Here is a 21934-nt window from a genome sequence, read left to right as displayed (position 1 = left end):
CGTGACCGATTCCAGCTCTCTCACCCTGACCGCGACCCGCGCCCGCGCCGCGCTCGACGCCAGGCGCGGCATCGTCCGGCTCCACGCCGAGGTGCTGGCCTCGCTCGGGATCCGCGCCGGCGACGCGGTGGAACTGGAGGCGCGGCGGGCTACGACCGCGATCGCGCTCGCGGCGGACCGGCACGCCTCGCGGCGGGCGCTGTACGCCGACGACCTGACGCTGGGAAACCTCGGGGCGCGCGACGGCGATCCGGTGCGCCTCGGGCGGGCGTCGCTGGCAGCGGCCGAACGGGTGGTGATCTCGGGCCCGGCGACGGCGGCGGCGTCGGTCGACGCCGACACGCTGCGGCTGGCGCTGCTGAGCAAGGTCGTCGGCACCGGCGACGACGTGTCGCTGCTGCCGATCGAGATCGGCCAGGGCCGCAGCGAGACGGTCGCGGCGGCCCGCAGGACCTTGCAGAACACCCTCGGGACGGGCTGGGCCACGATGGTGCTCAACGTGGTGGAGGCGCAGCCGGAGCGGTCGGCCATGATCACCGCCGACACGTCGGTCCGGTGGGAGGACGAGGCGCCGGCGTCGATCGACGTGTCGCTGCCGAGGATCGGCGGGGTCGCGAACGTGCGGCGCCCGCGTCCGCCCGAGCCGACCGGGGGCGGTGGCGCGCACGCGGCCGAGCGGTCGGGTCGGGACCGGCCCGAGCCGGCGGTGCGGATCGAACCGGCCCGGCAGGTCGACCACGTCCCCTACGACGAGCTGGCGGGCGTGCGAATCCCGGCCGAGGAGCTGCGCGAGCTGCTCGATCTGGGTTTCAACCACCGGGAGGTGCTCACGGTGGTGGGCACCGACATGACCCTCGGGGTGTTGGTCTCGGGGCCGGCGGGAGCCGGCAAGGCGACCCTGGTGCGGTCGGTGGCCGCCGAGGTGGGCGCCTCGGTCGGCGAAGTGTCCGGCCCGGAGTTGGCCGCGGTCGAGGCCAACACGGCGGCCGAGCGGCTGCGCCGGGCGGTGGCGGCGCTGGCGGAGCCGGGCTTGCTGCTGGTGCAGGGCGTGGAGGCGATCGCCGCGGCGGGCCGGAGGACGCCGCTGGGGACGATGTTCCTGAAGCTGGTCGAGGAGGTTCTCGACCAGGGGCACGCCGTGGTCTGCACGGCCGCCGACGTCGAGGACGTCGACGCCGAACTGCGCGGCGCCCTCGCGCACGAGGTGGTGGTGCCGATGCCCGACACCGACGCGCGGCGCGAGCTGATCCTGCACTTCACGCGCGGCATGAGGATCGCCGAGGACGTGGGGATCGAGTCGGTCGCGCAGCGCTCCCCCGGGTACGTGGCCGCGGACCTGGCGACGATGGTCCGCGAAGCCGGAGTCCGGGCGGCGATGCGCGCCAAGGCCGGCGGCGCGACCGCGTTGCAGCGCTCGGACTTCGACGCCGCGCTGGAGGCGGTGCGTCCTTCGAGCATGGGCGGCGACTCGGTCGAGCTCGGTGGGCTCACGCTCGACGACGTCGGCGGCATGGCGGATCTGAAGCAGACCCTCACCGAGACCGTGCTGTGGCCGCTGACGTACCCCGACGCGTTCACCCGCTTGGGCATCGAGGCCCCGCGCGGCATCCTCCTCTACGGGCCGCCGGGCTGCGGCAAGACCTACATCGTGCGGGCCGTCGCCGGGGAGGGCCACGCGAACGTATTGAGCGTCAAGGGCTCCGAACTGCTGAACAAGTGGGTGGGCGAGTCCGAGAAGAACGTGCGGGAGCTGTTCAGGCGCGCCCGGCAGGCGAGCCCGACGCTGATGTTCTTCGACGAGCTCGACGCGCTGGCGCCGGTGCGCGGGGGCGGCACCGACGGCGGCACCGCCGACCGGGTGGTCGCCGCGCTGCTGACCGAACTGGACGGCGCCGAGTCGCTGCGGGACGTGGTGGTCGTGGGCGCGACGAACCGGCCCGACATGGTCGACCCGGCGCTGCTGCGGCCCGGGCGCCTGGAGCGGCTGGTGTACGTGCCGCCGCCGGACGCCAAGGGCCGGGCGGACATCCTGCGCGCCAGCGCCAAGAACGTGCCGTTCGCCGATGACGTGGACCTGGACGCGGTCGCCGACGAGCTGTGGCTGTACTCGGCGGCCGACTGCGCGGCGCTGGTGCGCGAGGCGGCGCTGACGGCGATGCGCGAGTCGCTGGATGCCTCGATCGTGACCATGTCGCACGTGATGCGGGCGATGGAGCGGATCCGCCCGAGCCTGGACCCGGGTCAGCTCGAGAGGCTCGAGAGTTACGCCGAGGGCCGCGAAGCCTAGCCGCAACGACGGTTCGGAGTCACCCGCTGCGGTTGAACCACTCCTCGGCCTGCGCGACCAGCCGCCGGAACGGCCGCTGCCGGGGCACGGCGTCGTGGCCGGGCCCGGGGTCGGGGACGCGGAAGCCCTCCTCGATCAGGCGCGGCGACAGCGGCTCGACCGGTTTGATCCACGAGTCGGACGAGGCCCCGTCGGGGTCGGCGGTCCACTCGCGGCCGCTGCGGTCGAGCCCGATCGGGAACACCGTGACCCCGTCGCGGGCCACGCGGATCCGCAGGAAGCATTTCTGGTCGATGATGGACAGACCGGCGAAGAGCTCATTGGCGTTGACCCCGAACCGGTTGGCCACCACCAGATAAAGCCCCACCAGCCAGGTGCCGACCAGGCCCGCGACCGGCAGATAGGCCACGTAGGGCCAGAAGTCCTCCCAGGGCGTCTCCCGGAGCACCCGCGCTCCGGCCCAGGCCAGGCCGACCTGCGCCGCGCCGTGGGCGAGTCCGAGCACGTAGTGCTTGAGCGTCCTGGTGCCCTGCCCGGGGTGGGCGAAGCCGACCCCGGCCGCCAGGAGCACCACGGCTGCCGCGGCGAACGTCCCCGGTCCCTCCAGGATGGACACGGTGGCGATGAGCATGATGGCGCTCATCAGGACCGTGAAGCCCTTGTTGAGCCACGGCAGACGGCCGAAGATCCCGAACGCGTACCGCAGCGAGCGCGCCCGGCTCGGATAGGTGCCGGTCAGGCGGTAGCGGCGCTGCACCGCATCGGGTTCGGAGACGGTCTTGCGCGGAGCGGTGAGTTCGTCGGGCAGGTTGTGGGTGGGCGAGAGGTAGGCGCCGCCGCCGCCGGCGGTCACCAGGTGCCGGGAGCCGCCGATCTGGGCGTAGTGGGCGTAGTGGTGGCGGTCGCCGGTGAGGATCAGCGGGACTTCGGCCTCGTGCTCGGCGACGACGTCCCGGATGAAGTGGTCGATCCGGTCGTAGGAGCGCGGGTTGTCCTCGGTCCACACCCACGAGGGCTGCGGTACGCACAGGATCACCTGGTCGCCTGCTTGGAGCTCGCCGGCGGCCCGCTTGAAGTATTCGAGCTGCGGCCGGTCGAGGTGGGCGTCGAACTGGGCGTCGACGGCGTACAGCCACCAGCGGTGCGGCAGGCGCAGCGCGAAGTAGGAGCGGGTCTGGGCGGTCCGGTAGCCGCCCCACCGGCGGCCCTCGATGAACTGGCGGCCGAAGGCGGTGAGCCCGTCGAACCAGTCGTGGTTGCCCGGGATGGCGTACAGCGACACCTCGGTCTCGGGGTTCGCCGCCTCGTAGGGGCCCTTCATCCGGTGTTCGTATTCGCGCCAGTTCGCGGCCGGGTAGACCTCGTCGCCGCCCATGACCAGGACCGAGCCGCGCGGCAGGCGCCGGCCGCCGACCTCCAGATCGGGTTGCGCCATCAGGTGGGCGATCGAGTAGGTGGCGTCGAAGCCGTCGCCGATGTCGGCGACGTAGTCGATCCACAGCTCCTCGTCCCGGTCGTGGGCGAACACCTCCTGCCGGCGGCTCTCGAAGATCTCGCGCTTGTCGAGGTAGCCGCCGAGCAGGCGGGCGAGCCCGAGCCGGGCGGCGGTCTCGGTCAGGGTGCGGGGCGACATCCATCGCACGGGGCGCTGAGGGATGAAGCGGAGCTCTTCCGGGCTGAGATCACGCGGACGGTGAGACATGTGCACATAATGGCACGTATTTTCCCTACTTAGGAGACCGGATGGGTCCGGCCGGGGCGGCTCGGCCATTCGGCCGACGCAGCCGTTTCCGCGGTTACCGTCGAAGGCATGACCTCCAAGCCCAACTGGAGCGCCCGGTTGAACCGGATCGGGATGCGCACGCTCAAGATCGGCGTCGTCTGCGTGCTGGGGCTGTCGCTGCTGGGCGAGTCGTTCTCCTATTCACCGGTCGAGCCGATGCCGATACTCCATCCGGTCTCCTGGATTCAGGCGGCGACCGCGCTGCTGGCGTTCGGGGTGTACCTGTGCTACCGGCCCGGCCGCAAACGCTGGATCGGATACGCCGCGTTCGCCTCGCTGGCGGCGACGGCGCTGGGGACGGCGTCCAACCAGGGCCGCGGGGTGGGGGTGGCCGAGATGTTCGCGCTGCTGCTGCTCATGTTGTACGCGGTGCGGCACTGGGACGCGCCGCCGGGCCGCTGGGTCGCGTTCGCGCTCGGCGCGGCGCTCACCGCGATCGGCTTCCGGTTCTTCGTCTACCAGGGTTCGATCGCGGCCGGGATCGTCATGATCGTCATGGCCATGTCCACGGTCGTCGGCTTCGGCGCCTATCTTCGCGGGCTCGACCGGCTGCGCCGCGAGACGCAGGCGGAGGTCCGCCGGGCCGAGCGGATGGAGCTGGCCCGCGAGATGCACGATTTCGTGGCCCACCACGTGACCGGGATGGTGGTGCTGGCGCAGGCGGCGCAGGTGACCGACACCGATCCGAGGCGGTCCTTCGCCGGTATCGAGGAGGCCGGGCTGGCGGCGCTGGCGTCGATGCGGCGGATGGTGAAGATGCTGCGCGCCGAGGACGCCGGCGCCGGGGTGAATCCGCTCGGCGACCTGTCGCAGATCGAGGAGCTGGTCGACCGGTTCAGCCGCGAGGGCACCGATGCGAGCTGCTTCATCTCCCCCGACCTGGCCGACCGGGTCGCCCCGGAGATCGCGGCCACGGCGCACCGGGTGGTGCGGGAGTCGCTGACCAACGTCCGCAAGCACGCCCAGGACGCCCGGCAGGTGCGGGTGGTGGTGGCCGCGGCCGGAAGCGGGGGCGTGGAGGTGAGCGTCCGCGACGACGGCCGGGCCGCTCGCGGGAGGCTGGCCGAGACCGGCGCCGGGATGGGCCTGGTGGGCCTGGGCGAACGGGTCGATGCGGTCGGCGGGCGTCTGCGGGCGGAGCCGCGGCCCGAGGGCGGCTGGGAGGTCGGCGTCTGGCTCCCCTGCGAGCCGCAGGAGGAGCACGCTCCGGCCCCGTCGGCGGATCCGGGACGCCCCGCCGGCGCCTAGCCGGGGGAACGACGACGGCCCGCGACCGGGCCTCCCCGGTTCACGGGCCGTTGCTTCGACGGTGCCAGGTAGAGGATTCGAACCTCTGAAGGCAATGCCGGCTGATTTACAGTCAGCTCCCTTTGGCCGCTCGGGCAACCTGGCTCGCTGTGTAGCGGAAGCAAGAATAGCGCTTCGCTCCCGGCCGTCCGCAACCGGGTTCCGGCCCCGTGAGACGGCGTTCACTCCGGCGGACGGCGGCGGCCGCCGGGTCGGCCCGGAGGCGCCCGACTAAGCTGGACGACCGTCGCCCCACCTACTGGAAGGACTGGTTTCCATGGCCGACGCCTCGTTCGACATCGTTTCCGAGATCGATCTGGCCGAGCTCGACAACGCCGTCAACCAGGCGCAGCGCGAGCTGTCGACCCGGTTCGACTTCCGCGGGACCGGCGCGCGCGTCGACCGCAGCGGCGAGGGGGCGGCGGTCCTGACCGCCGAGACCGAGGACCGCGTCAAGGCGGCCCTGGAGGTGCTCAAGGAGAAGCTCATCAAGCGCGGGATCTCGCTGAAGGCCATGGAGGCCTCCGATCCGCGCCAGTCGGGCAAGGAGTCCAAGATCGACGTGTCCTTCCAGCAGGGGATCGCCCAGGACAAGGCCAAGAAGATCGGCAAGATCATCCGCGACGAGGGCCCCAAGGGCGTCAAACCGCAGATCCAGGGCGAGAAGCTGCGCGTCTCGGGCAAGAAGCGCGACGACCTCCAGGAGGTCATCCAGTTGCTCAAGGGCAAGGATCTCGACGTGGCGCTGCAGTTCGTCAACTACCGCTAGGCGCCGCCGGCGGTCAGGGGAGGTACACGTAGCAGTGTGAGTCGATCTCGGGCGCGTTGTACAGCCACGGCGTGTCCACCAGGAACGCGAACGACTTCGACTCGCCCGGTTCGATGTAGCCGTACTGCGGGTGGGCGGTGACCTCCACCAGGCGGCCGTTCTGCTCGGGAAGGCCCTCGACGTCGAAGACGTGCGTGATCTCGGTGTCGTCCGGCCAGATCCAGGAGGCGTACCAGCCCTGGACCGTGTCGTCCCCCGCGGTGACGGTCAGCATGTAGATCGATCCGGTGTCGAAGCCGTATTCGAGCTCCAGTTCCACCTCGCAGTCGGCGAGAACGCCGGTCGGGCTGGGGCCGGGCGTGCCCGACGAGGCTTGCGCCGGGCCCTCCGTGCCGTCCCGGCTCTGGTCGGAGGATGCGGCCGAGGTGCTCACCGCCATGCCGAGCACGGCGACCGCGAGCGCGGCTCCGGTGATCGTGATGCGCCTCCAGCGCCGGGTGATGCGGTTCGCCATCGGGACTCCTGCGGGTTGATTCCGGGCGGCCTGTGATCCGCATTCTACCCATTTGGATCGATTATTATCAATATGGAAGTTCAAGTCCCCAGACGGTGGGTCAGGCCCGTGTGGCGCTTGCCGGTCCCGGCGCTCCGCACGGCCACCGCCAGTGCCTTCTTGGATCCGACCATCACCACCAGCCGCTTGGCGCGGGTGATCGCGGTGTAGATCAGGTTGCGCCGCAGCATGGTCCACGCGCTGGTGGTCACCGGGATCACCACCGCCGGGTACTCGCTGCCCTGCGAGCGGTGCACGGTGATCGCGTAGGCGTGGACGAGTTCGTCCAGTTCGGAGAACTCGTAGTCGACGTCCTCGTCCTCGTCGGTGCGGACGGTCAGGGTCTGCGCCTCGGCGTCGAGCGCCGAGACGACCCCGACGGTGCCGTTGAAGACCCCGTTCGCGCCCTTGGCGTAGTTGTTGCGGATCTGGATGACCTTGTCGCCGACCCGGTAGACGCGGCCGCCGTAGCGGCGCTCCGGACGCCCCTCCCGCCCCGGGGTGAGCGCCTCCTGGAGCTTGAGGTTGAGGTTCCCGGCGCCGGGCCCGCCGCGGTGCATCGGGGCGAGCACCTGGACGTCCCGCACCGGGTGGAGCCCGAACCTGGCCGGGATGCGGCGGGTGACGATGTCGACCACGTGGTCGGCGACCAGGTCGTTGTCGTCGCTGGCGAACCAGAAGAAGTCGTCGTAGCCCTCCAGGCGCGGGAACGCGCCCGAGTTGACCCGGTGGGCGCCGGCGACCACGCCCGATTCGGCCGCCTGCCGGAAGATCCGGGTCAACCGCACCCGGGGGATCGCGGGCGCGGCCAGCAGGTCCCGCAGGACCTCACCGGCGCCGACGCTCGGCAACTGGTCGACGTCCCCGACCAGCAGCAGGTGCGCCCCGGGAGGGACGGCCTTGACGAGCTTGTTCGCCAGCACGGTGTCGAGCATGGACGACTCGTCGACGACCAGCAGGTCGACGTCGAGCGGGTTGTCGCGGTCGTAGGCGGCCTCGCCGCCGGGCCGCAGTTCGAGCAGCCGGTGCAGGGTGGCGGCCTCGCAGCCGGTGAGCTCGGCGAGCCGCTTCGCGGCCCGCCCGGTGGGCGCGGCGAGCACGACCTTGCCGCGCTTGGCCTTGGCGAGGTCGACGGCGGCCGAGACGGTGAAGCTCTTGCCGCAGCCGGGGCCGCCGGTGAGCACGGCGACCTTCTCGGTGAGCGCGAGTTTGACCGCATCGGCCTGCTCGGGCGCCAGTTCGGCGTCGCGGCGCTTCCGCAGCCACTCGAACGCCTTGTCCCACTCGACGTTCTGGAAGGCGCCGAGCCGGTCGCCCGAGGCGTCCAGGAGGCTCAGCAGGCCCGAGGCGAGGCCGCGCTCGGCGTGATGGAAGGGCGCGAGGTAGCGCGCCGGCACGGTCGACTCCCCTGCGGGGATCCGGTCGGCGATGACGTGCTCGGCCTCGTCGGTGAGCTCCTCGAGCGCCCGCGTCACGGGTCCGGCCTCGAGTCCCAGCAGCTCGACCGTGTCGCCCACCAGGTTCGGCGCCGGCAGGAAGCAGTGCCCGGCGTCGCCGGCCTCGGAGAGCACGTACTGGAGCGCGGCCTTGATCCGCTCGGGCGAGTCGTGCGGGACGCCGACCGCGCGGGCGACCGTGTCGGCGGTCTTGAACCCGATCCCCCACACCTCGTTGGCGAGTCGGTACGGCTGGTTCTTGACCACCCCGATGGAGGCGTCGCCGTACTTCTTGTAGATCCGCACCGCCAGCGAGGTGGAGACCTCGACCGACTGGAGGAAGACCATGACCTCCTTGATGGCCCGCTGCTCCTCCCAGGCCGCCGCGATCGACTTCGTCCGCTTGGGGCCCAGGCCGGGCACCTCGGCCAGCCGCTCGGGCTCGTCGTCGATCACCTCGAGGGTGGCGGTGCCGAAGTGCGCCACGATCCTCTCGGCGGTCTTGGGCCCGACGCCCTTGATCAGGCCCGAGCCGAGGTAGCGCTCGATGCCCTGGACGGTCGCGGGCAGCACCGTCCGGTACGACCAGACCTCGAACTGGCGGCCGTACTTGGGGTGGCTGGTCCACCGCCCGGTCAGGTCGAGGCTCTCCCCGACCTGGGCGCCGAGCAGCGGACCGACGATCGTGAGCAGTTCCGGGCCCGACCGGGCGGTGGAGGCGCGGGCGATGGTGTACCCGGTCTCCTCGTTCGCGTACGTGACGCGTTCGAGGACCGCCTCCAAGGTCGCCTGGCCGGGCCGGGACTCGTGCATGGCTACATGCTATTGGCGGACTGCGACACCGCCCTAATCCGGTTTCCCCTCCGGCTCGGGCGGTTCGGACCCCGCCTCGCCTTCGGCTCGCGCCGCGCCTCCGGCCGGGACGGCGTCGGCCGGCAGCAGCCGCCAGTCGGGCCTCGCGAAGAACTTCCTGGTCTCGCGGTAGACCACCGGCGACAGGATCAGCAGGCCGATCAGGTTCGGCAGCGCCATCAGGCCGTTGGCGATGTCGGAGAAGCCCCACACCAGGTCGAGGCTGGTGACCGCGCCCAGGTAGGCGACCACGACGAACACGGCCCGGTAGGGCAGGATCAGCCACTGTCCGCTGAACCGCTCCAGGCACTTCTCGCCGTAGTAGGACCAGCCGATGAGGGTGGAGAACGCGAACGTGGCGATCGCGACCGCGACGATCAGGCCGCCGACGGTGCCGCCGACCGTGCCGGAGCCGCCCAGGCCGGTCTCGAACGCGAGCCGGGTGAGCGCCGAGTCGGTGACCATCCGCTCCTCGCCGTCGACGACCTCGGTCGTGCCCAGCACCCCGGTGACGACGATGACCAGGCCGGTCATGGTGACCACGATGAGCGTGTCGATGAACGTCTGCGTCATCGACACCATCGCCTGCCGCACCGGCTGGTCGGTGCGGGCCGCGGCGGCGGCGATGCCGCCGGTGCCCAGGCCGGACTCGTTGGAGAAGATGCCGCGGGCCACGCCGTAGCGGATCACCGTCAGGATCGCGGCGCCGGTGAAGCCGCCGACCGCCGAGGCGCCGTTGAAGGCCTGGTCGAAGATCATGGCGAAGGCGGTGCCGAGCACGTCGACGTTCATCACCAGGACCGCGAGCGCCCCGGCGAGGTAGAGGACCACCATGAGCGGCACCAGCGCCGAGGCCACCCGCCCGAGCCACTTGATGCCGCCGAGGATGACCAGGCCGACCGAGACGAGGATCACCACGCCGGTCCACGACGGGGTCCAGAAGGTGTCGTCGGGCAACTGCCCCTGGATGGCGGCGGCCACCTGGCCGGACTGGACGGCGTTGCCGATGCCGAAGCTGGCGATGACCCCGAACCCGGCGAAGGCGAACGCGAGGATCTTGCCGAGCGGGCCCTTGATGCCCTCCGAGAGGTACCGCTGCGGGCCGCCGGACTGCCGGCCCTTGGGGTTGACCTTGCGGTACTTGACCCCGAGCAGCGCCTCCGAGTACTTGGTGGCCATGCCGACCAGGCCGGTCACCCACATCCAGAACAGCGCGCCGGGCCCGCCCATGGCGATCGCGGCGCCGACCCCGCCGATGTTGCCGACCCCGACCGTGGCGGCCAGCGCCACCGACAGGGCCTGGTAGTGGCTGATGTCGCCCTTGACATCGCCCTCGTTGCGCCGGAACAGGGCGAGCCAGAGCCCGTAGCCGAGCCGCCGGATCTGGATGCCGCTCAGCAGGGCGGTCAGATAGACACCGACGGCCAGCAGCAGCGGAATGAGCACCCATGGGCCCCATACGAACGAGCTCACCTCGCCGACGTCGCCGCCGTAGTCGGCGTCGAGGTTGTCGGCCCATCGCTGGATGGCGTCGGTTATCGAATGCAACCAGTCCAAAGTTCCTCCAGGGGTCGTTTACGGGCGGGAAGGGGCGTAGCTCCGTTCCGGGCGCAGCGTAGAGCATATCGGCGGATCGTCGGAGGCGGTCGATATGGTGGCCCCATGAGCGAGCAATGGTTCCAAGGTCCGCTGCTGGGGTTCGACACCGAGACCACCGGCGTGGTCCCGGCCGAGAGCCGGATCGTGCAGGCGGCCCTGGTGACCGTCGACCCGGTCGGGCCGGACCGGGAGACCGTCGGGTGGATGGGCGAGTCGTGGCTGATCGATCCGGGGGTGCCGATCCCGCCGGGCGCGTCGCGGGTCCACGGCATCACCGACCAGAAGGCCCGCGCCGAAGGGGAGGTGCCGGTGAAGGCGCTGGGCGAGATCGCCGCCGCCCTGGGGGCGGCGATCGAGGCCGGGACGCCGGTGGTGGCGTTCCGCGCCGGATTCGACCTCACCATGCTGTCCTATGAGCTCGATCGGCACGCGATCCCGCAGCCGGACTGGGACCGGATCTCAGTGGTCGACCCGGCGGTGCTGGACAAGCGGGTGGACCGCTACCGGAAGGGCAAGCGGACGCTCGGGGCCACGGCCGAGCACTACGGCGTCGAGCTGGACGGGGCGCACTCGGCGACCGGCGACGCCGCCGCGACGGTGGCGCTGGCCAGGGTGATCGGGACGCGTTTCCCCGAGGTGGGGAGCATGGAGCCGCGGGAGCTGCACGAGGCGCAGGTCCGGTGGCACGCCGAGGACGCGGCGAGTCTGGAGGCGTACTTCCGGCGCCGCGGGCGCGAGGAGTCGGTCGAGCGGCGCTGGCCGCTCGCGCGGTGACCGGTCAGTGGCCGAGCCCGGGGTGCTCCTCGTATTCGGGCTCTTCCTGCTCGGTCGCCTGACCGACCGGAACGTCGACCGGGACCTCCCGGCCGCCGGAGAACACGAAGGTCACGCCGATCGCCTGCCCGGAGACGAGCGGCTCGGCGAGTCCTTCGAGCCGGAGGTAGTCGGCGCCGTCGACGTTGGAGTCGAGGCGGACGTAGTCCTCGGAGGCGATCTCGATCGGCGCGAAGTCGGCGGTGCAGCCGGAGGCGGCCTCGTCGCCGGGGCAGAAGGCGACCGCCTGGGCCCCGTCGGTGACGACGCTCTCGAGGCTGACCGGCTCCTGGCCTTCGTTGCCGATCCAGATCCGCAGCGGGGCCTCGCCGCCGGCCTCGTACCCGTCGGCGGAGGAGAACTCGACCTGGAGGTCGCGCAGGGCGATGTCGCCGTGGTCGACGTTGACTCCGGCGATCGCGGCCTGCTTGGTGTCGGTGTGGGTCACCTGTCCGGCGCCGCAGGCCGACAGCCCGACGGTCGCGGCCGCCGCGACCGCGAGCGCCGCCGCGCGGCGTGCGGTGAGCGCCATGCTGATACCCCTGGCCACTGCTGGTCCTCCCTGAGTCATGAGGGCGTGCTGCCGACAGCGTAGACGACCGCCCGGGACCGGGTCTCCAGGCCCGCGCCGCGCCGAGGAATGGCTCTCACCGGAAATGGCGCGATTCGGGGAGTGGCGCCCTCGGAGCGGGCGACGCACGCCTCATTCACGACTCTCTGTCCGTTCGGGATCGCCAAGGTGCCGTAGAGTAGTCGGTCACATACCAATTGACCAGGGCATTCATGGCGATCCGCTGTCGGGTATCAACCCGGTGACGTGTTAGGCTAGACACAGCGAAAGGGGTTTCGATCCTATGGGTTTTAGTGTCGGCGAGACCGTTGTCTACCCCCACCACGGGGCCGCACTCGTTGAAGCTGTGGAAACTCGCGTCATCGGAGGTATTGAACAGGAATACCTCGTGCTGCGTGTCGAGCAGGGTGACCTCACGGTCAAGGTTCCCGCCAAGAACGTCGAACTCGTCGGCGTCCGAGAAGTGGTCGGAGCGGAGGGCCTCAACGAGGTCTTCGATGTGCTCCGCGCCCCTCATACGGAGGAGCCCACCAACTGGTCACGGCGTTATAAGGCCAATGTCGAGAAGCTGGCCTCCGGCTCTCCGCTCAAGATCGCCGAGGTCGTCCGCGACCTGTGGCGGCGCGACCGGGAGCGCGGGCTGTCGGCGGGTGAGAAGCGAATGCTCTCGAAGGCACGCGAGATCCTCGTAGGAGAGATCGCGCTGGCCGAGGACTGCGTCAAAGACGAGGCGGAGAGCATTCTCGACAAAGTCCTGCTGTCGGAGGCCCCGGTTCAGTTAGCTTCCGGCGAGCCGCAATTCAACGCGTGAGTCCCGAATTTCCGTCCATGGTCGTCGGGCACGGAACCGACGTGCACCGTTTCGATCCCACTCGACCTTGCCGTTTGGCGTGCCTCGACTGGCCCGGTACACCCGGGTTGGCGGGGCACTCCGACGGCGACGCGGCCGCGCACGCGGTCTGCGACGCGCTGCTGTCGGCCGCCGGCCTCGGCGACCTCGGCGGCAATTTCGGCACGTCCCGTCCCGAATGGGACGGCGCCTCCGGTGAGGCCCTGCTGATCGAGACCGCCCGGCGCGTCCGCGAGGCCGACTGGTCGATCGGCAACGTCAGCGTGCAGATCATCGGCGACCGCCCCAAGCTGCGGCCGCGCCGCGCCGAGGCCGAGACGGCCCTGGCCACTCCGATCGGGGCGCCGGTGCGCTTGTCGGCCACCACCACCGACGGCCTGGGGTTCACCGGACGCGGCGAGGGCCTGGCGGCGACCGCGGTAGCGTTGCTGTACAGGTTTTGATTCCCATTCGGGAGTAGGTTCATGGACCAAGACCCCACCCGCCGCACGGTCGCCGAGCATCTCGAACGCGCCGAGATGCTGTACGACCTCGAGGCGCTGCCCGACGCCCGCACCGAGATCGACGCGGCGCTCCGCGTCGACCCGTTCGACCCCGAGGCCAATGCGATGGCGGGGGTCCTCGCCCTCGCCGAGGGCGATCCGGACGAGGCCCTCGTCTTCGCCGGCGCGACCCTGGCGCGCGATCCGAGGCACCGGCGGGCACTGGTCGTCCGCGGGTACGCCCTGGCCGACGCCGAGCGGCGCGACGAGGCCATGCAGGCCGCCGCGAGCCTCCTCGAACTCGACCGGGCCAGTTGGGTCCATCAGGTCCACTACGCGCTGATCACCCGGCGCGCGGGCGCCGGCCAGCCGGCGCTCGACGCGGCTTGGAACGCGGTCAATCTCGCCCCCGACCAGCCCCGCACCCATCTGACGCTCGCCGCGGTCGCCGATTCGCTCGACATGAGCGACCTCGCCGGACGCTCCCGGCAGGCCGCCTCCGATCTCGAGCCGGGCGATTCGTCGCCGCAGACGGCGCGGTCACTGCCGCCCGAGGCGCGGCGCCGCGAGACCACCGGCGCGGTCGACGCCCGGCCCGACGACGTCGCCTGGCGCCGGAAGATCTACGGCCCCGGTCTGTTCCGCGGCGCGCTCGGTCGGTCGGTCCTGCTCGGCGTCGCGGTGGTGTTCGGCCTGCCCGCCCTGCTGGGCACCGGAATCCCGCCGGGGGCGCGGGTGTTCTTCGCCCTGGTCGCCGTCGGCACCTGGGTGGCTTGGTTCACAGTTCTGCGGCGGCATCGCCGCGCCGAGTGACCTGAGCGGGCCCACGCTCGTTATACCTCCGTAACCGCTTCGACGACGGAGGAACGACGTGACCACCTGCTGGGTACCGGGCGCCGATGAGAGCCCCTACAACATCCACAATCTGCCCTACGGGGTGTTCTCGACCGCGGACGCACCGGTCCCGCGCATCGGCGTCCGCATCGCCGACCAGATCCTGGACCTCCACAAAGCCGTACTCTCCGGCGACTGCCAGACGTGCGCCTCGTGCACCGCGCTGCGCGACCCGGCCCTGAACCGGCTGCTGTCGCTCGGCCGCGAGGCGTGGAGGCAGGTGCGCCGGCAGGTGCAGGAGGCGCTCAGCGAGCCGAGCCTGCAAGAGGCGGCCGGCGAGTGGCTCACGCCGCTGACGGAGGCGCGCATGCACGCCCCGCTGCTGGTGACCGACTTCGTCGACTTCACCGGGGCCTCGGACCCGCGCCGCTGGCATCCGCGCGCGACCGGCGGCCGAGCCTCGACGGTGCTGCCGTCGGGGATGGAGGTGGTGCGGCCCTCGAGCCACCGGCCCGCGCCCGGCGGCGAGGTCGTGTTCGCTCCGACCGGCTCGCTCGACATCGGTCCCGAGGTCGGCTTCGTCGTCGGCGGCGAGTCGGCGGTCGGCCGCCCGGTGGCGCCCGACGCGTTCGAGGAGCACGTGTTCGGCGCGGTCCTGCTCAACGACTGGACCGCGCACGACTTCGCGCGCATGGAGACCGACGGGCTGGGGCTGAGCGAGGCGAAGTCGTTCGCCACGTCGATGAGCACGTGGGTGACCCCGCTGGAGGCCCTGGACGCGGCCCGGATCGCCGCCCCCGAGCAGGGGCCGACCGCTCCGTCCTACCTCAAGGAGTCCGACCGGTTCGGCTTCGACCTGCGCCTGGACATCGAGGTGAACGGCGTGCCGGTGGCCGGGGCCGGTTTCGGCGTCCCGTACTGGACGCCCGCGCAGCAGATGGCGCAGTTGACCGCGAACGGCGCGGTGCTGCGCCCGGGCATGCTGTACGGCTCGATGGAGGCGGCCTGCCCCGAGTGGCGGCTGGCCGACGGCGACGCGGTGAGGATCTCGGCGACCGCTCCGGGGCCGCGCGGCACGTCCGTCGCGCTCGGCGAGGTGGAAAGCCGCGTGGCCCCGGCGATCGGCTAGACGAGGTGGACTTTGGCGGTGGGGGCGAGCTCGGCGACGAGTTCGACCTCCACCGGCGCGCCGAGCGGCAGTTCGGCGACGCCGACCGCGCTGCGGGCGTGCTCGCCGGCCTCGGCGAACACCTCGCCGAGCAACTCGCTGGCGCCGTTGATCACCTGCGGCTGCCCGGTGAACCCGGGCGCCGAGGCCACGAAACCGGTGACCTTCGCGATCCGCGCCACGCCGTCGAGTTCGGCGACGGAGCCGAGCGCGGCGATCCCGTTGAGCGCGCAGATCCGCGCCAGCTCGAAGGCGCGCTCGGGGTCGACCTCGGCGCCGACCTTCCCGGTCCCGGCCAACTCGCCGCCCACGATGGGCAACTGGCCCGAGACGTACACGTAGTCCCCGGACCGCACCGCGGGCCGGTAGGCCGCCACCGGCGGCACCACCTCCGGCAGCGTCAGCCCGAGCCGCTCCAGGTTCGCCTTCGCGTCGGCCACTTACTGCTCCTTCTTGCGCTTGAAGTAGGCCACGAGCTGCTCGGCGTTCTGACCGGGCAGCACGGTGACCAGTTCCCAGCCGTCCTCGCCCCAGACGTCGAGGATCTGCTTGGTGTTGTGGATCAGCAGCGGTGCGGTGGCGTACTCCCATTTATCCATGCCGACCACAGTACGGCCTCCCCGTCCGGAGCGCCCGCACCGCTAGACTGCGGAGTGCGTCGCCTCCCCATATCGAACCCAGGGAGCATTCGTGTCGCCAGACACCGCCGCGAAACGGCCGACCGGCAGCAAGCCCGGCCCCGCCCACCGGTCCGGCTCCGCCCGGACCTGGACCTACCTGACCTTCGCCGCGGCGGCCGCGTTCGCCGCCGCGCTCATCCTGATCGCGACCCGGCTGTTCGTGAACGTGGCCGAGGTCTCGGACACGCCCGAGCGGTCGGTGGAGGAGTTCCTCACCGCGCTGCTGGACGACCGGGATTCGGCGGCCGCGTCCGAATGGCTGTGCTCGGCCAAGGCCGACCGCGACCTCAACGGCGCGGTCGAGGCGCTCGCCGAGGCGGGCGGCGGGGCCGGTATCGACTGGTCGAACGTGACCGAGGTCGACCGCTCGGTCGGCGAGGCCACCGTCACCGCCGACCTGACCACCGGCGGCGGCGACACCACCACCTGGACCTTCATCCTGGTCGCGGAGGACTCGAGCCCGCAGTGGCTCGTGTGCGGTTTCCCGTCGCAGTGATTAGACTCCGCTGGATGAGTGCCACGGGTCCCGTACCGCGCCTGCACGTCGTCACCGGCAAGGGCGGCACCGGGAAGACCACCGCGGCCGCCGCGCTGGCGCTCGCGCTGGCCGGGACGGGCCGCCGGGTCCTGCTGGCCGAGATCGAGGGCCGCCAGGGGATCGCGCCGCTGTTCGACGCCGCTCCCCTGCCGTACGCCGAGCGGCACCTGGCCGCAGGGCTCGACGGCGGGGAGGTGTTCGGGCAGGCGGTCGACGCCGACGAGGCGCTGCTGGACTACCTGACGATGTTCTACCGGCTCGGCTCGGCCGGGCGGGTGCTGCGCAGGTTCGGCGCGATCGACTTCGCGACGACCATCGCGCCGGGGCTGCGGGACATCCTGCTGACCGGCAAGCTCAAGGAGGCGGTCTCGCGCACCGAGTCGGGCCGCATGGCCTACGACGCGGTGGTCCTGGACGGCCCTCCGACCGGGCGGATCGTCAAGTTCCTCAACGTGACCGTCGAATCGGGCCGCCTGGCCAAGACCGGACCGATCGGCCGGCATTCGCGTTCGGTCGCCCGGCTCCTGCACTCCTCGCTCACCGCCGTCCACCTGGTGACGACTCCGGCGGCGATGCCGGTGCAGGAGACGATCGACGCCCACGACGAGCTCGAGGCCGCCGACCTGCCGGTCGGCCACGTCATCCTCAACAAGGTCGTCGGCTCGGGGACCGTCGACGTGACCGCCGAGCAGCTCCGCGACGGCCTGGCCCGGTCCGGACTGCCGGCCGACGAGGACGCGGTCGCGGCGCTGCTGGCCGAGTACCGGACCGGTCAGGACGAGATCGCGGCGATCGACGCCCACCGCGATCGGCTGGAGCGGCTCGGCCGCCCGGTCGACGAACTGGCGCTCCTGCCCGAGGGCGTCGACCTGTCCGGACTGTACGACCTGGCCCGAACGCTGCGCCGGTCGACGGGCGGGCTTCGCCGCTCGCCGCTGCGGCCCGGCGCCGCCCCGGAGGGGGTCCGCGATGCGCAGTGACCTCGACGTCGACCGGCTGCTGGCCGACGACGGCAAGCACGTCATCGCCTGCTGCGGCTCGGGCGGGGTCGGCAAGACCACCACGGCCGCGGCCCTGGCGCTGCGCGCGGCCGAGCGCCACGGCCGCCGCACGGTGGTGCTCACCATCGACCCGGCCCGGCGCCTGGCGCAGTCGCTGGGCATGGAGGCGTTGGACAACACCCCGCGCCCGGTCGAGGGCCCCGAGGCCGGCTCGCTCGACGCGATGATGCTGGACATGAAGCGCACCTTCGACGACGTCGTCGCCTCCCACACCACGCCCGAGCGCGCCGCCGAGATCTTCGCCAACCCCTTCTACGAGGCGGTCTCCTCCACCTTCTCGGGCACGCAGGAGTACATGGCGATGGAGAAGCTCGGGCAGTTGCGCGAGACCGGCCGCTGGGATCTGATCGTCCTGGACACCCCGCCCTCGCGCTCGGCGCTGGACTTCCTGGACGCCCCGGCCCGCCTGGCCCGCTTCCTGGACGGCCGCGTGATCCGCCTCCTGTCGGCCTCCACCCCGGGCTCGAGGCGCTCGATGCTGTCGGTGATGGGCGCGAGCGCGGCGGTGTTCACGCGGGTGTTCAACAAGATCCTCGGCGGTCACCTGCTGACCGACGTCGCCGAGTTCACCGCGAGCCTGGAGGACACGTTCGGCGGCTTCCGCAGGCGCGCCGAGGCGACCTTCCGCGCTCTGCAGGACGACCAGACCTCGTTCCTGGTGGTGGCGACCCCGGAGCCTGCGGCGATCAACGAGGCCATGTACTTCTCGCGGCGGCTCACCGAGGAGCGGATGCCGCTGGACGGGATGGTCCTCAACCAGTTGACGCCGGTGCGGGCGAGCATGTCGGCGGAGCGCTGCCTGGGGGCGGCGGCATCGCTGGAGGAGGGCGATCCGGACAGCCCGGTGGCGGCGGTGCTGCGCACGCATGCCGATCTGGCCCGGCGCCGGGCGGCCGAGGAGCGTGTGGCGGCCCGGTACGGGGCCGCCTGCCCGGAGATCCCGCAGGTGTGGCTGCCGAAGGCGGGGGCCGAGGTGGTGGATCTGGCGGGCTTGCGCGCCTTCGCTGGTCGGGCGGTGCGCCGGGACGGGGAGGACTGACCGGGGGCCGGCACGACGGCGCGCCCGGACGGTGCTCCGTCTCGGGCGCGGTCGGTTTCGGGCCGCCTGCGGCGGCGTGCCATTAAGATGTTGAGATCCGCCGGAATGCGGCGCCTGTTCGTTTTCTTGGCGTTCCGCTGTTCTTCTTCGAGCGCCACTTCGAAGACCGACCGCCAGGAGCGCACGTCCGCGTGCTTGCGAAGCAGTGCGCGGCGCTCTCGTTCGGTCATGCCGCCCCACACGCCGAATTCGATACGATTGTCGAGCGCATCTGCGAGGCATTCGAGCCGGACCGGACAGCCACGGCAGATCTTCTTCGCGTTATTCTGTTCGGCCCCCTGTACGAACAGTGCGTCCGGGTCGCCCTCTTGACAGAGCGCCTTGGTCGTCCAGTCGATCAGCAGTCCCATCTGCATGACCTCCCCGTAAGTTTTCCCTTCATACCCCCCAACGGCCCCATATGAGTAATCTTGCAGTCACCCAAAGTCGCCGTCAAGATCGGACCTTACACCTCTTGTAATTGTTTGACTACCCTCCGAGACGAAAAACGGACCGTCCGGGAGAGCTTCACCCCTATGGCGCAGATCGCGACAACCCCTCGAGAAATAACGATTAAACTACGAGGGTGTTTCGGCTCGCATTACCCGGCGTGCGAAAACCGGGCGGCCCGGAACAAACACCCTGTATCTTTCGCGACCCGCGTTCTAACCTGAGGTGGTGGAGACGTTGAAGCGCTACCGTGTTCCCTTGGGGGACGGCCTGACCCTGATCGTTTGTGGAGTCGTGGCCGGAGTCCTCGCCGCAGCGGCGGCGTTCCCCCTGTTCGCTACGGGGGGCATGGTGTTCGACAACGGCGCCGACTCGTTCGAGTCGCTGCCCACCGAACTCACCCGATCGGCCCTCCCGCAGACCAGCTACGTCTACGCCTCCGACGGAGAAACCCTCATCACCTCCTTCTACGAGGAGAACCGCCGCGAGATCGGACTCGACGACGTCGATCCCCTCATGATCGATGCGCTGATGGCGGCCGAGGACTCGAAGTTCTTCGAGCACAACGGCGTCGATTGGACCAGCATCGTGCGGGCCGCCATCGCCAATCAGGGCGGCGAGGACACGCAAGGCGCTTCGACCCTGACGATGCAGTTCGTGCGTAATACCCTCATCTACTCCGCTTCAACCATCGACGAAGTGATCGAAGCGTCCGAGGACACCTACGAGCGCAAACTCCGAGAAGCCCGGTACTCCATGGCCATCGAGGAGTCGATGACCAAAGAGGAGATTCTCGAGGGCTATCTCAATGTGATCTATCTGGGCAACCAGGCCTACGGCGTCTACGCCGGCGCCTACACCTACTTCAACAAGCCCCCGAGCGATCTGGAGCTCCACGAGGCCGCCACCCTCGCCGCGCTCCCCAAGTTCCCCTCCTATGCCGACGGTCTGCTCGACGGCGAGGGCGACGACTCCCAGATCCTCGACCGCCGCGACTGGGTGCTGGACCGCATGGTCGCCCAGGACATGATCTCGGCGTCCGAGGCCGCCGAGGCCCAGGAGACCGAGCTCGGACTCGACCCGCGGCCGGTGCGCTCGGAGTGCGTCGACGTGGCCGAGAACAGTTGGGGCTTCTTCTGCGACTACTTCAAGCAGTGGTGGGCCGATCAGGAGATCTTCGGCGAGACCGAGCGCGACCGGCTCAGCCTGCTCAAGCGCGGCGGCTTCCGCATCGTCACCACCCTCGACCCCGAGCTGCAGGACGCGGCCATGGACGAGATCCACGGCCACATCGACGACGACGACCACCGGGCGCTGGGCTCGGTGACGCTCACTCCCGGGAGCGGGCACATCCGGTCCATGGCCGTCAACCGCGTCTACAGCCTCGACCAGACCGGCAACGGGCCGCGCACCGACGGCAAGGACGCACCGTCGAACTATCCCAACACGACCATCCCGCTGCTGAGCGGCAACGACCAGTCGTCCGGGTTCCCGGCCGGTTCGACGTTCAAGATGTTCACGTTGCTGGCCGCCCTCGAAGAGGGCTGGCCGCTCAAGACCACCCTGCCCTCGCCCCGCCAGTACACCTCCCAGTACCAGACCGGCGCCGACGCCGATGACGACGTCAAATGCAACCGCCGGACCGACCAGTACGGGAACGAGATCTGGAGCTGGTGCCCCACCACCGAGTCGTACTCCGCCGGCGGGACGCTCGACTTCTGGGGCATGTTCGGCAAGTCCTCCAACACCGGCTTCGTGCAACTCCAGGAGCTGGTCACCACTCCCAAGGCGGTGGAGATGGCCGAGCGGCTCGGCGTCTCCTTCTACAGCCAGAGCGGCGTCACCCAGCACCGGAAGGACGACCGCCTCGACGAGTACGGCGTGTTCACCCTCGGCATGGGCGACACCACCACCCCGATGGAGATGGCCGAGGCGTACGCGACCGTGGCGGCCGAGGGCGAGCACTGCGAACCGCTGCCGGTCCTGAAGGTCGCCAACTCCGACGGGGAGGAGTGGGAGGAAGCCTCCGAACCCACCTGCGACCAGGCCCTCGACAAGGACGTGGCGCGGGCGGCCGTGAACGCGGCGCGCTGCCCGGTCTACGACGGCGGTGCCGACAAGACCCGCTGCGTCGGCGGCACCGCTCGCGAGGCCGACAACTTCGGACGCCCGATCATGGGCAAGACCGGTACCGCCAACGCCGAGCGCTCCTACTGGTACATCAACGCGACCCCGAACGCCGCCACCACCACGTTCGTCGGCGACCCGGACAACTCGGCGAACGACAACCTGGCCGCGAACTTCCACAACCAGGTCCGCTCGACCGGCGTGGCGGTCCTCAAGGCGGCGGTCGACGGCCTCGACGAGGAGGACTGGTCGGCGCCGTCCGACGACATGATCAACGGTGACAACCTGGTCAACATCCCGGGCATCGGCTGCGAGAGCCCCGGCTCCGCCAGGTCCAAAGTGTCCGGCGCCGGATTCGAGGCTTCGATCGCGTCCGGGCGGTTCGACTCGAGCTGCCCGGCCGGCCAGGCGTTCTCGACCTCGGTCACCGGTTCGGCCCCGGAGGGCAGCCCGATCTACATCCTGGTCTCCAACGGCTCCAACTACGAGGAGCCCAAGGAAGACGATGACGACGACAACGGCGGGGGCAACGGCAATGGCGGCGGCAACGGCGGCGGTGGCGACGACGAGCCCGATCCGCCGGAACCGACCGACCCGGAGGATCCAACCGATCCGGGAGATCCGACCGACCCGGGAGATCCGACCGACCCGACGGACGAGCCCACGACGGAGGGCGACGCCACCGACGTCATCGACGAGGACTGAGGCCACGGCGG

Annotated in this window: 19 protein-coding genes, 1 tRNA gene and 1 pseudogene; 12 read left to right on the top strand and 9 right to left on the bottom strand. The window is 70.9% G+C overall.

Annotation, left to right across the window (positions count from 1 at the left end; translation table 11 throughout):
• Position 1 precedes the first annotated feature (1 nt).
• Positions 2-2287 (top strand): AAA family ATPase, encoded by a 2286-nt coding sequence (locus CUT39_RS13905; RefSeq protein WP_100447578.1) that lies wholly within the window; start codon positions 2-4, stop codon positions 2285-2287.
• Between the two features lie 19 nt (positions 2288-2306).
• Here CUT39_RS13905 and CUT39_RS13900 read toward each other — a convergent pair whose 3' ends face one another.
• Positions 2307-3920 (bottom strand): hypothetical protein, encoded by a 1614-nt coding sequence (locus tag CUT39_RS13900; RefSeq protein WP_198587136.1) that lies wholly within the window; start codon positions 3918-3920, stop codon positions 2307-2309.
• 177 nt (positions 3921-4097) lie between these two features.
• Here CUT39_RS13900 and CUT39_RS13895 point away from each other — a divergent pair, with 177 nt between their 5' ends.
• Positions 4098-5318 (top strand): sensor histidine kinase, encoded by a 1221-nt coding sequence (locus tag CUT39_RS13895; protein WP_100447576.1) that lies wholly within the window; start codon positions 4098-4100, stop codon positions 5316-5318.
• 62 nt (positions 5319-5380) lie between these two features.
• Here CUT39_RS13895 and CUT39_RS13890 read toward each other — a convergent pair.
• A tRNA-Tyr gene (locus CUT39_RS13890) sits at positions 5381-5462 on the bottom strand.
• A gap of 172 nt (positions 5463-5634) precedes the next feature.
• Here CUT39_RS13890 and CUT39_RS13885 point away from each other — a divergent pair.
• Complete coding sequence (locus CUT39_RS13885) at positions 5635-6126, top strand: YajQ family cyclic di-GMP-binding protein (protein WP_100447574.1); 492 nt, start codon at positions 5635-5637, stop codon at positions 6124-6126.
• A 13-nt stretch (positions 6127-6139) separates the two neighbouring features.
• Here the strand turns inward: CUT39_RS13885 and CUT39_RS13880 are convergent, their stop codons facing one another.
• The 3 genes from CUT39_RS13880 to CUT39_RS13870 form a co-directional block, all read right to left on the bottom strand.
• Positions 6140-6640: a hypothetical protein gene (locus CUT39_RS13880; protein ID WP_100447572.1), complete on the bottom strand. Its 501-nt coding sequence runs from the start codon at positions 6638-6640 to the stop codon at positions 6140-6142.
• Positions 6641-6720: 80 nt separating this feature from the next.
• Positions 6721-8928, bottom strand: a complete 2208-nt coding sequence (gene recD2 / locus CUT39_RS13875; protein WP_100447570.1) for an SF1B family DNA helicase RecD2 — start codon at positions 8926-8928, stop codon at positions 6721-6723.
• Positions 8929-8961: 33 nt separating this feature from the next.
• Positions 8962-10440, bottom strand: a complete 1479-nt coding sequence (locus tag CUT39_RS13870; RefSeq protein WP_408611156.1) for an alanine/glycine:cation symporter family protein — start codon at positions 10438-10440, stop codon at positions 8962-8964.
• 189 nt (positions 10441-10629) lie between these two features.
• Between CUT39_RS13870 and CUT39_RS13865 the strand changes: the two genes are divergently transcribed.
• Complete coding sequence (locus tag CUT39_RS13865; protein WP_100447569.1) at positions 10630-11340, top strand: exonuclease domain-containing protein; 711 nt, start codon at positions 10630-10632, stop codon at positions 11338-11340.
• Positions 11341-11344: 4 nt separating this feature from the next.
• Here CUT39_RS13865 and CUT39_RS13860 read toward each other — a convergent pair whose 3' ends face one another.
• Positions 11345-11929, bottom strand: a complete 585-nt coding sequence (locus tag CUT39_RS13860) for a hypothetical protein (protein ID WP_232805756.1) — start codon at positions 11927-11929, stop codon at positions 11345-11347.
• A 304-nt stretch (positions 11930-12233) separates the two neighbouring features.
• Between CUT39_RS13860 and CUT39_RS13855 the strand changes: the two genes are divergently transcribed.
• The 4 genes from CUT39_RS13855 to CUT39_RS13840 are packed head-to-tail and all read left to right on the top strand — an operon-like array spanning position 12234 to position 15245.
• Positions 12234-12761, top strand: a complete 528-nt coding sequence (locus tag CUT39_RS13855) for a CarD family transcriptional regulator (RefSeq protein WP_100447565.1) — start codon at positions 12234-12236, stop codon at positions 12759-12761.
• A gap of 17 nt (positions 12762-12778) precedes the next feature.
• Complete coding sequence (ispF, locus tag CUT39_RS13850) at positions 12779-13243, top strand: 2-C-methyl-D-erythritol 2,4-cyclodiphosphate synthase (protein ID WP_100447563.1); 465 nt, start codon at positions 12779-12781, stop codon at positions 13241-13243.
• 21 nt (positions 13244-13264) lie between these two features.
• Entirely contained in the window at positions 13265-14095 is an 831-nt protein-coding gene (locus CUT39_RS13845; RefSeq protein WP_100447561.1) for a tetratricopeptide repeat protein, read from the top strand.
• Between the two features lie 58 nt (positions 14096-14153).
• Positions 14154-15245 (top strand): fumarylacetoacetate hydrolase family protein, encoded by a 1092-nt coding sequence (locus tag CUT39_RS13840; RefSeq protein ID WP_100447559.1) that lies wholly within the window; start codon positions 14154-14156, stop codon positions 15243-15245.
• Here the strand turns inward: CUT39_RS13840 and CUT39_RS13835 are convergent.
• Positions 15242-15724, bottom strand: coding sequence for a RidA family protein (locus CUT39_RS13835; protein ID WP_198587134.1), 483 nt, complete (start codon positions 15722-15724; stop codon positions 15242-15244). The genes CUT39_RS13840 and CUT39_RS13835 overlap by 4 nt on opposite strands.
• A complete protein-coding gene (locus CUT39_RS20840; protein ID WP_198587133.1) occupies positions 15725-15883 on the bottom strand; it encodes a hypothetical protein in 159 nt (52 codons plus the stop codon).
• Between the two features lie 91 nt (positions 15884-15974).
• On the opposite strand from CUT39_RS20840, the gene CUT39_RS13830 reads away from it, so the two are divergent.
• Genes CUT39_RS13830 through CUT39_RS13820 form a run of 3 tightly spaced genes read left to right on the top strand, consistent with a single transcriptional unit; the run spans position 15975 to position 18602 of the window.
• A complete protein-coding gene (locus CUT39_RS13830; RefSeq protein WP_100447557.1) occupies positions 15975-16460 on the top strand; it encodes a hypothetical protein in 486 nt (161 codons plus the stop codon).
• Between the two features lie 14 nt (positions 16461-16474).
• Positions 16475-17482 carry an ArsA-related P-loop ATPase gene (locus CUT39_RS13825; RefSeq protein WP_100447555.1) on the top strand — a complete coding sequence of 336 codons (1008 nt, stop codon included), beginning with the start codon at positions 16475-16477 and terminating at the stop codon, positions 17480-17482.
• Positions 17472-18602 carry an ArsA family ATPase gene (locus tag CUT39_RS13820; RefSeq protein WP_100447553.1) on the top strand — a complete coding sequence of 377 codons (1131 nt, stop codon included), beginning with the start codon at positions 17472-17474 and terminating at the stop codon, positions 18600-18602. Before CUT39_RS13825 ends, CUT39_RS13820 begins: the two co-directional genes overlap by 11 nt.
• A 98-nt stretch (positions 18603-18700) precedes the next feature.
• On the opposite strand, the pseudogene CUT39_RS21855 reads toward CUT39_RS13820, so the two are convergent.
• Positions 18701-19012, bottom strand: a pseudogene (locus tag CUT39_RS21855) (WhiB family transcriptional regulator); the annotation flags it as partial.
• Positions 19013-19319: 307 nt separating this feature from the next.
• On the opposite strand from CUT39_RS21855, the gene CUT39_RS13810 reads away from it, so the two are divergent.
• Positions 19320-21923, top strand: coding sequence for a penicillin-binding protein (locus CUT39_RS13810; RefSeq protein ID WP_157930692.1), 2604 nt, complete (start codon positions 19320-19322; stop codon positions 21921-21923).
• Positions 21924-21934 lie beyond the last annotated feature (11 nt).

The organism is Glycomyces xiaoerkulensis (genome assembly GCF_002798405.1).
Taxonomy (GTDB): Bacteria; Actinomycetota; Actinomycetes; order Mycobacteriales; family Micromonosporaceae; genus Glycomyces; species Glycomyces xiaoerkulensis.
The sequence above is the reverse complement of the archived record's forward strand: the minus strand, read 5'-3'. Positions and strand labels throughout refer to the sequence as shown.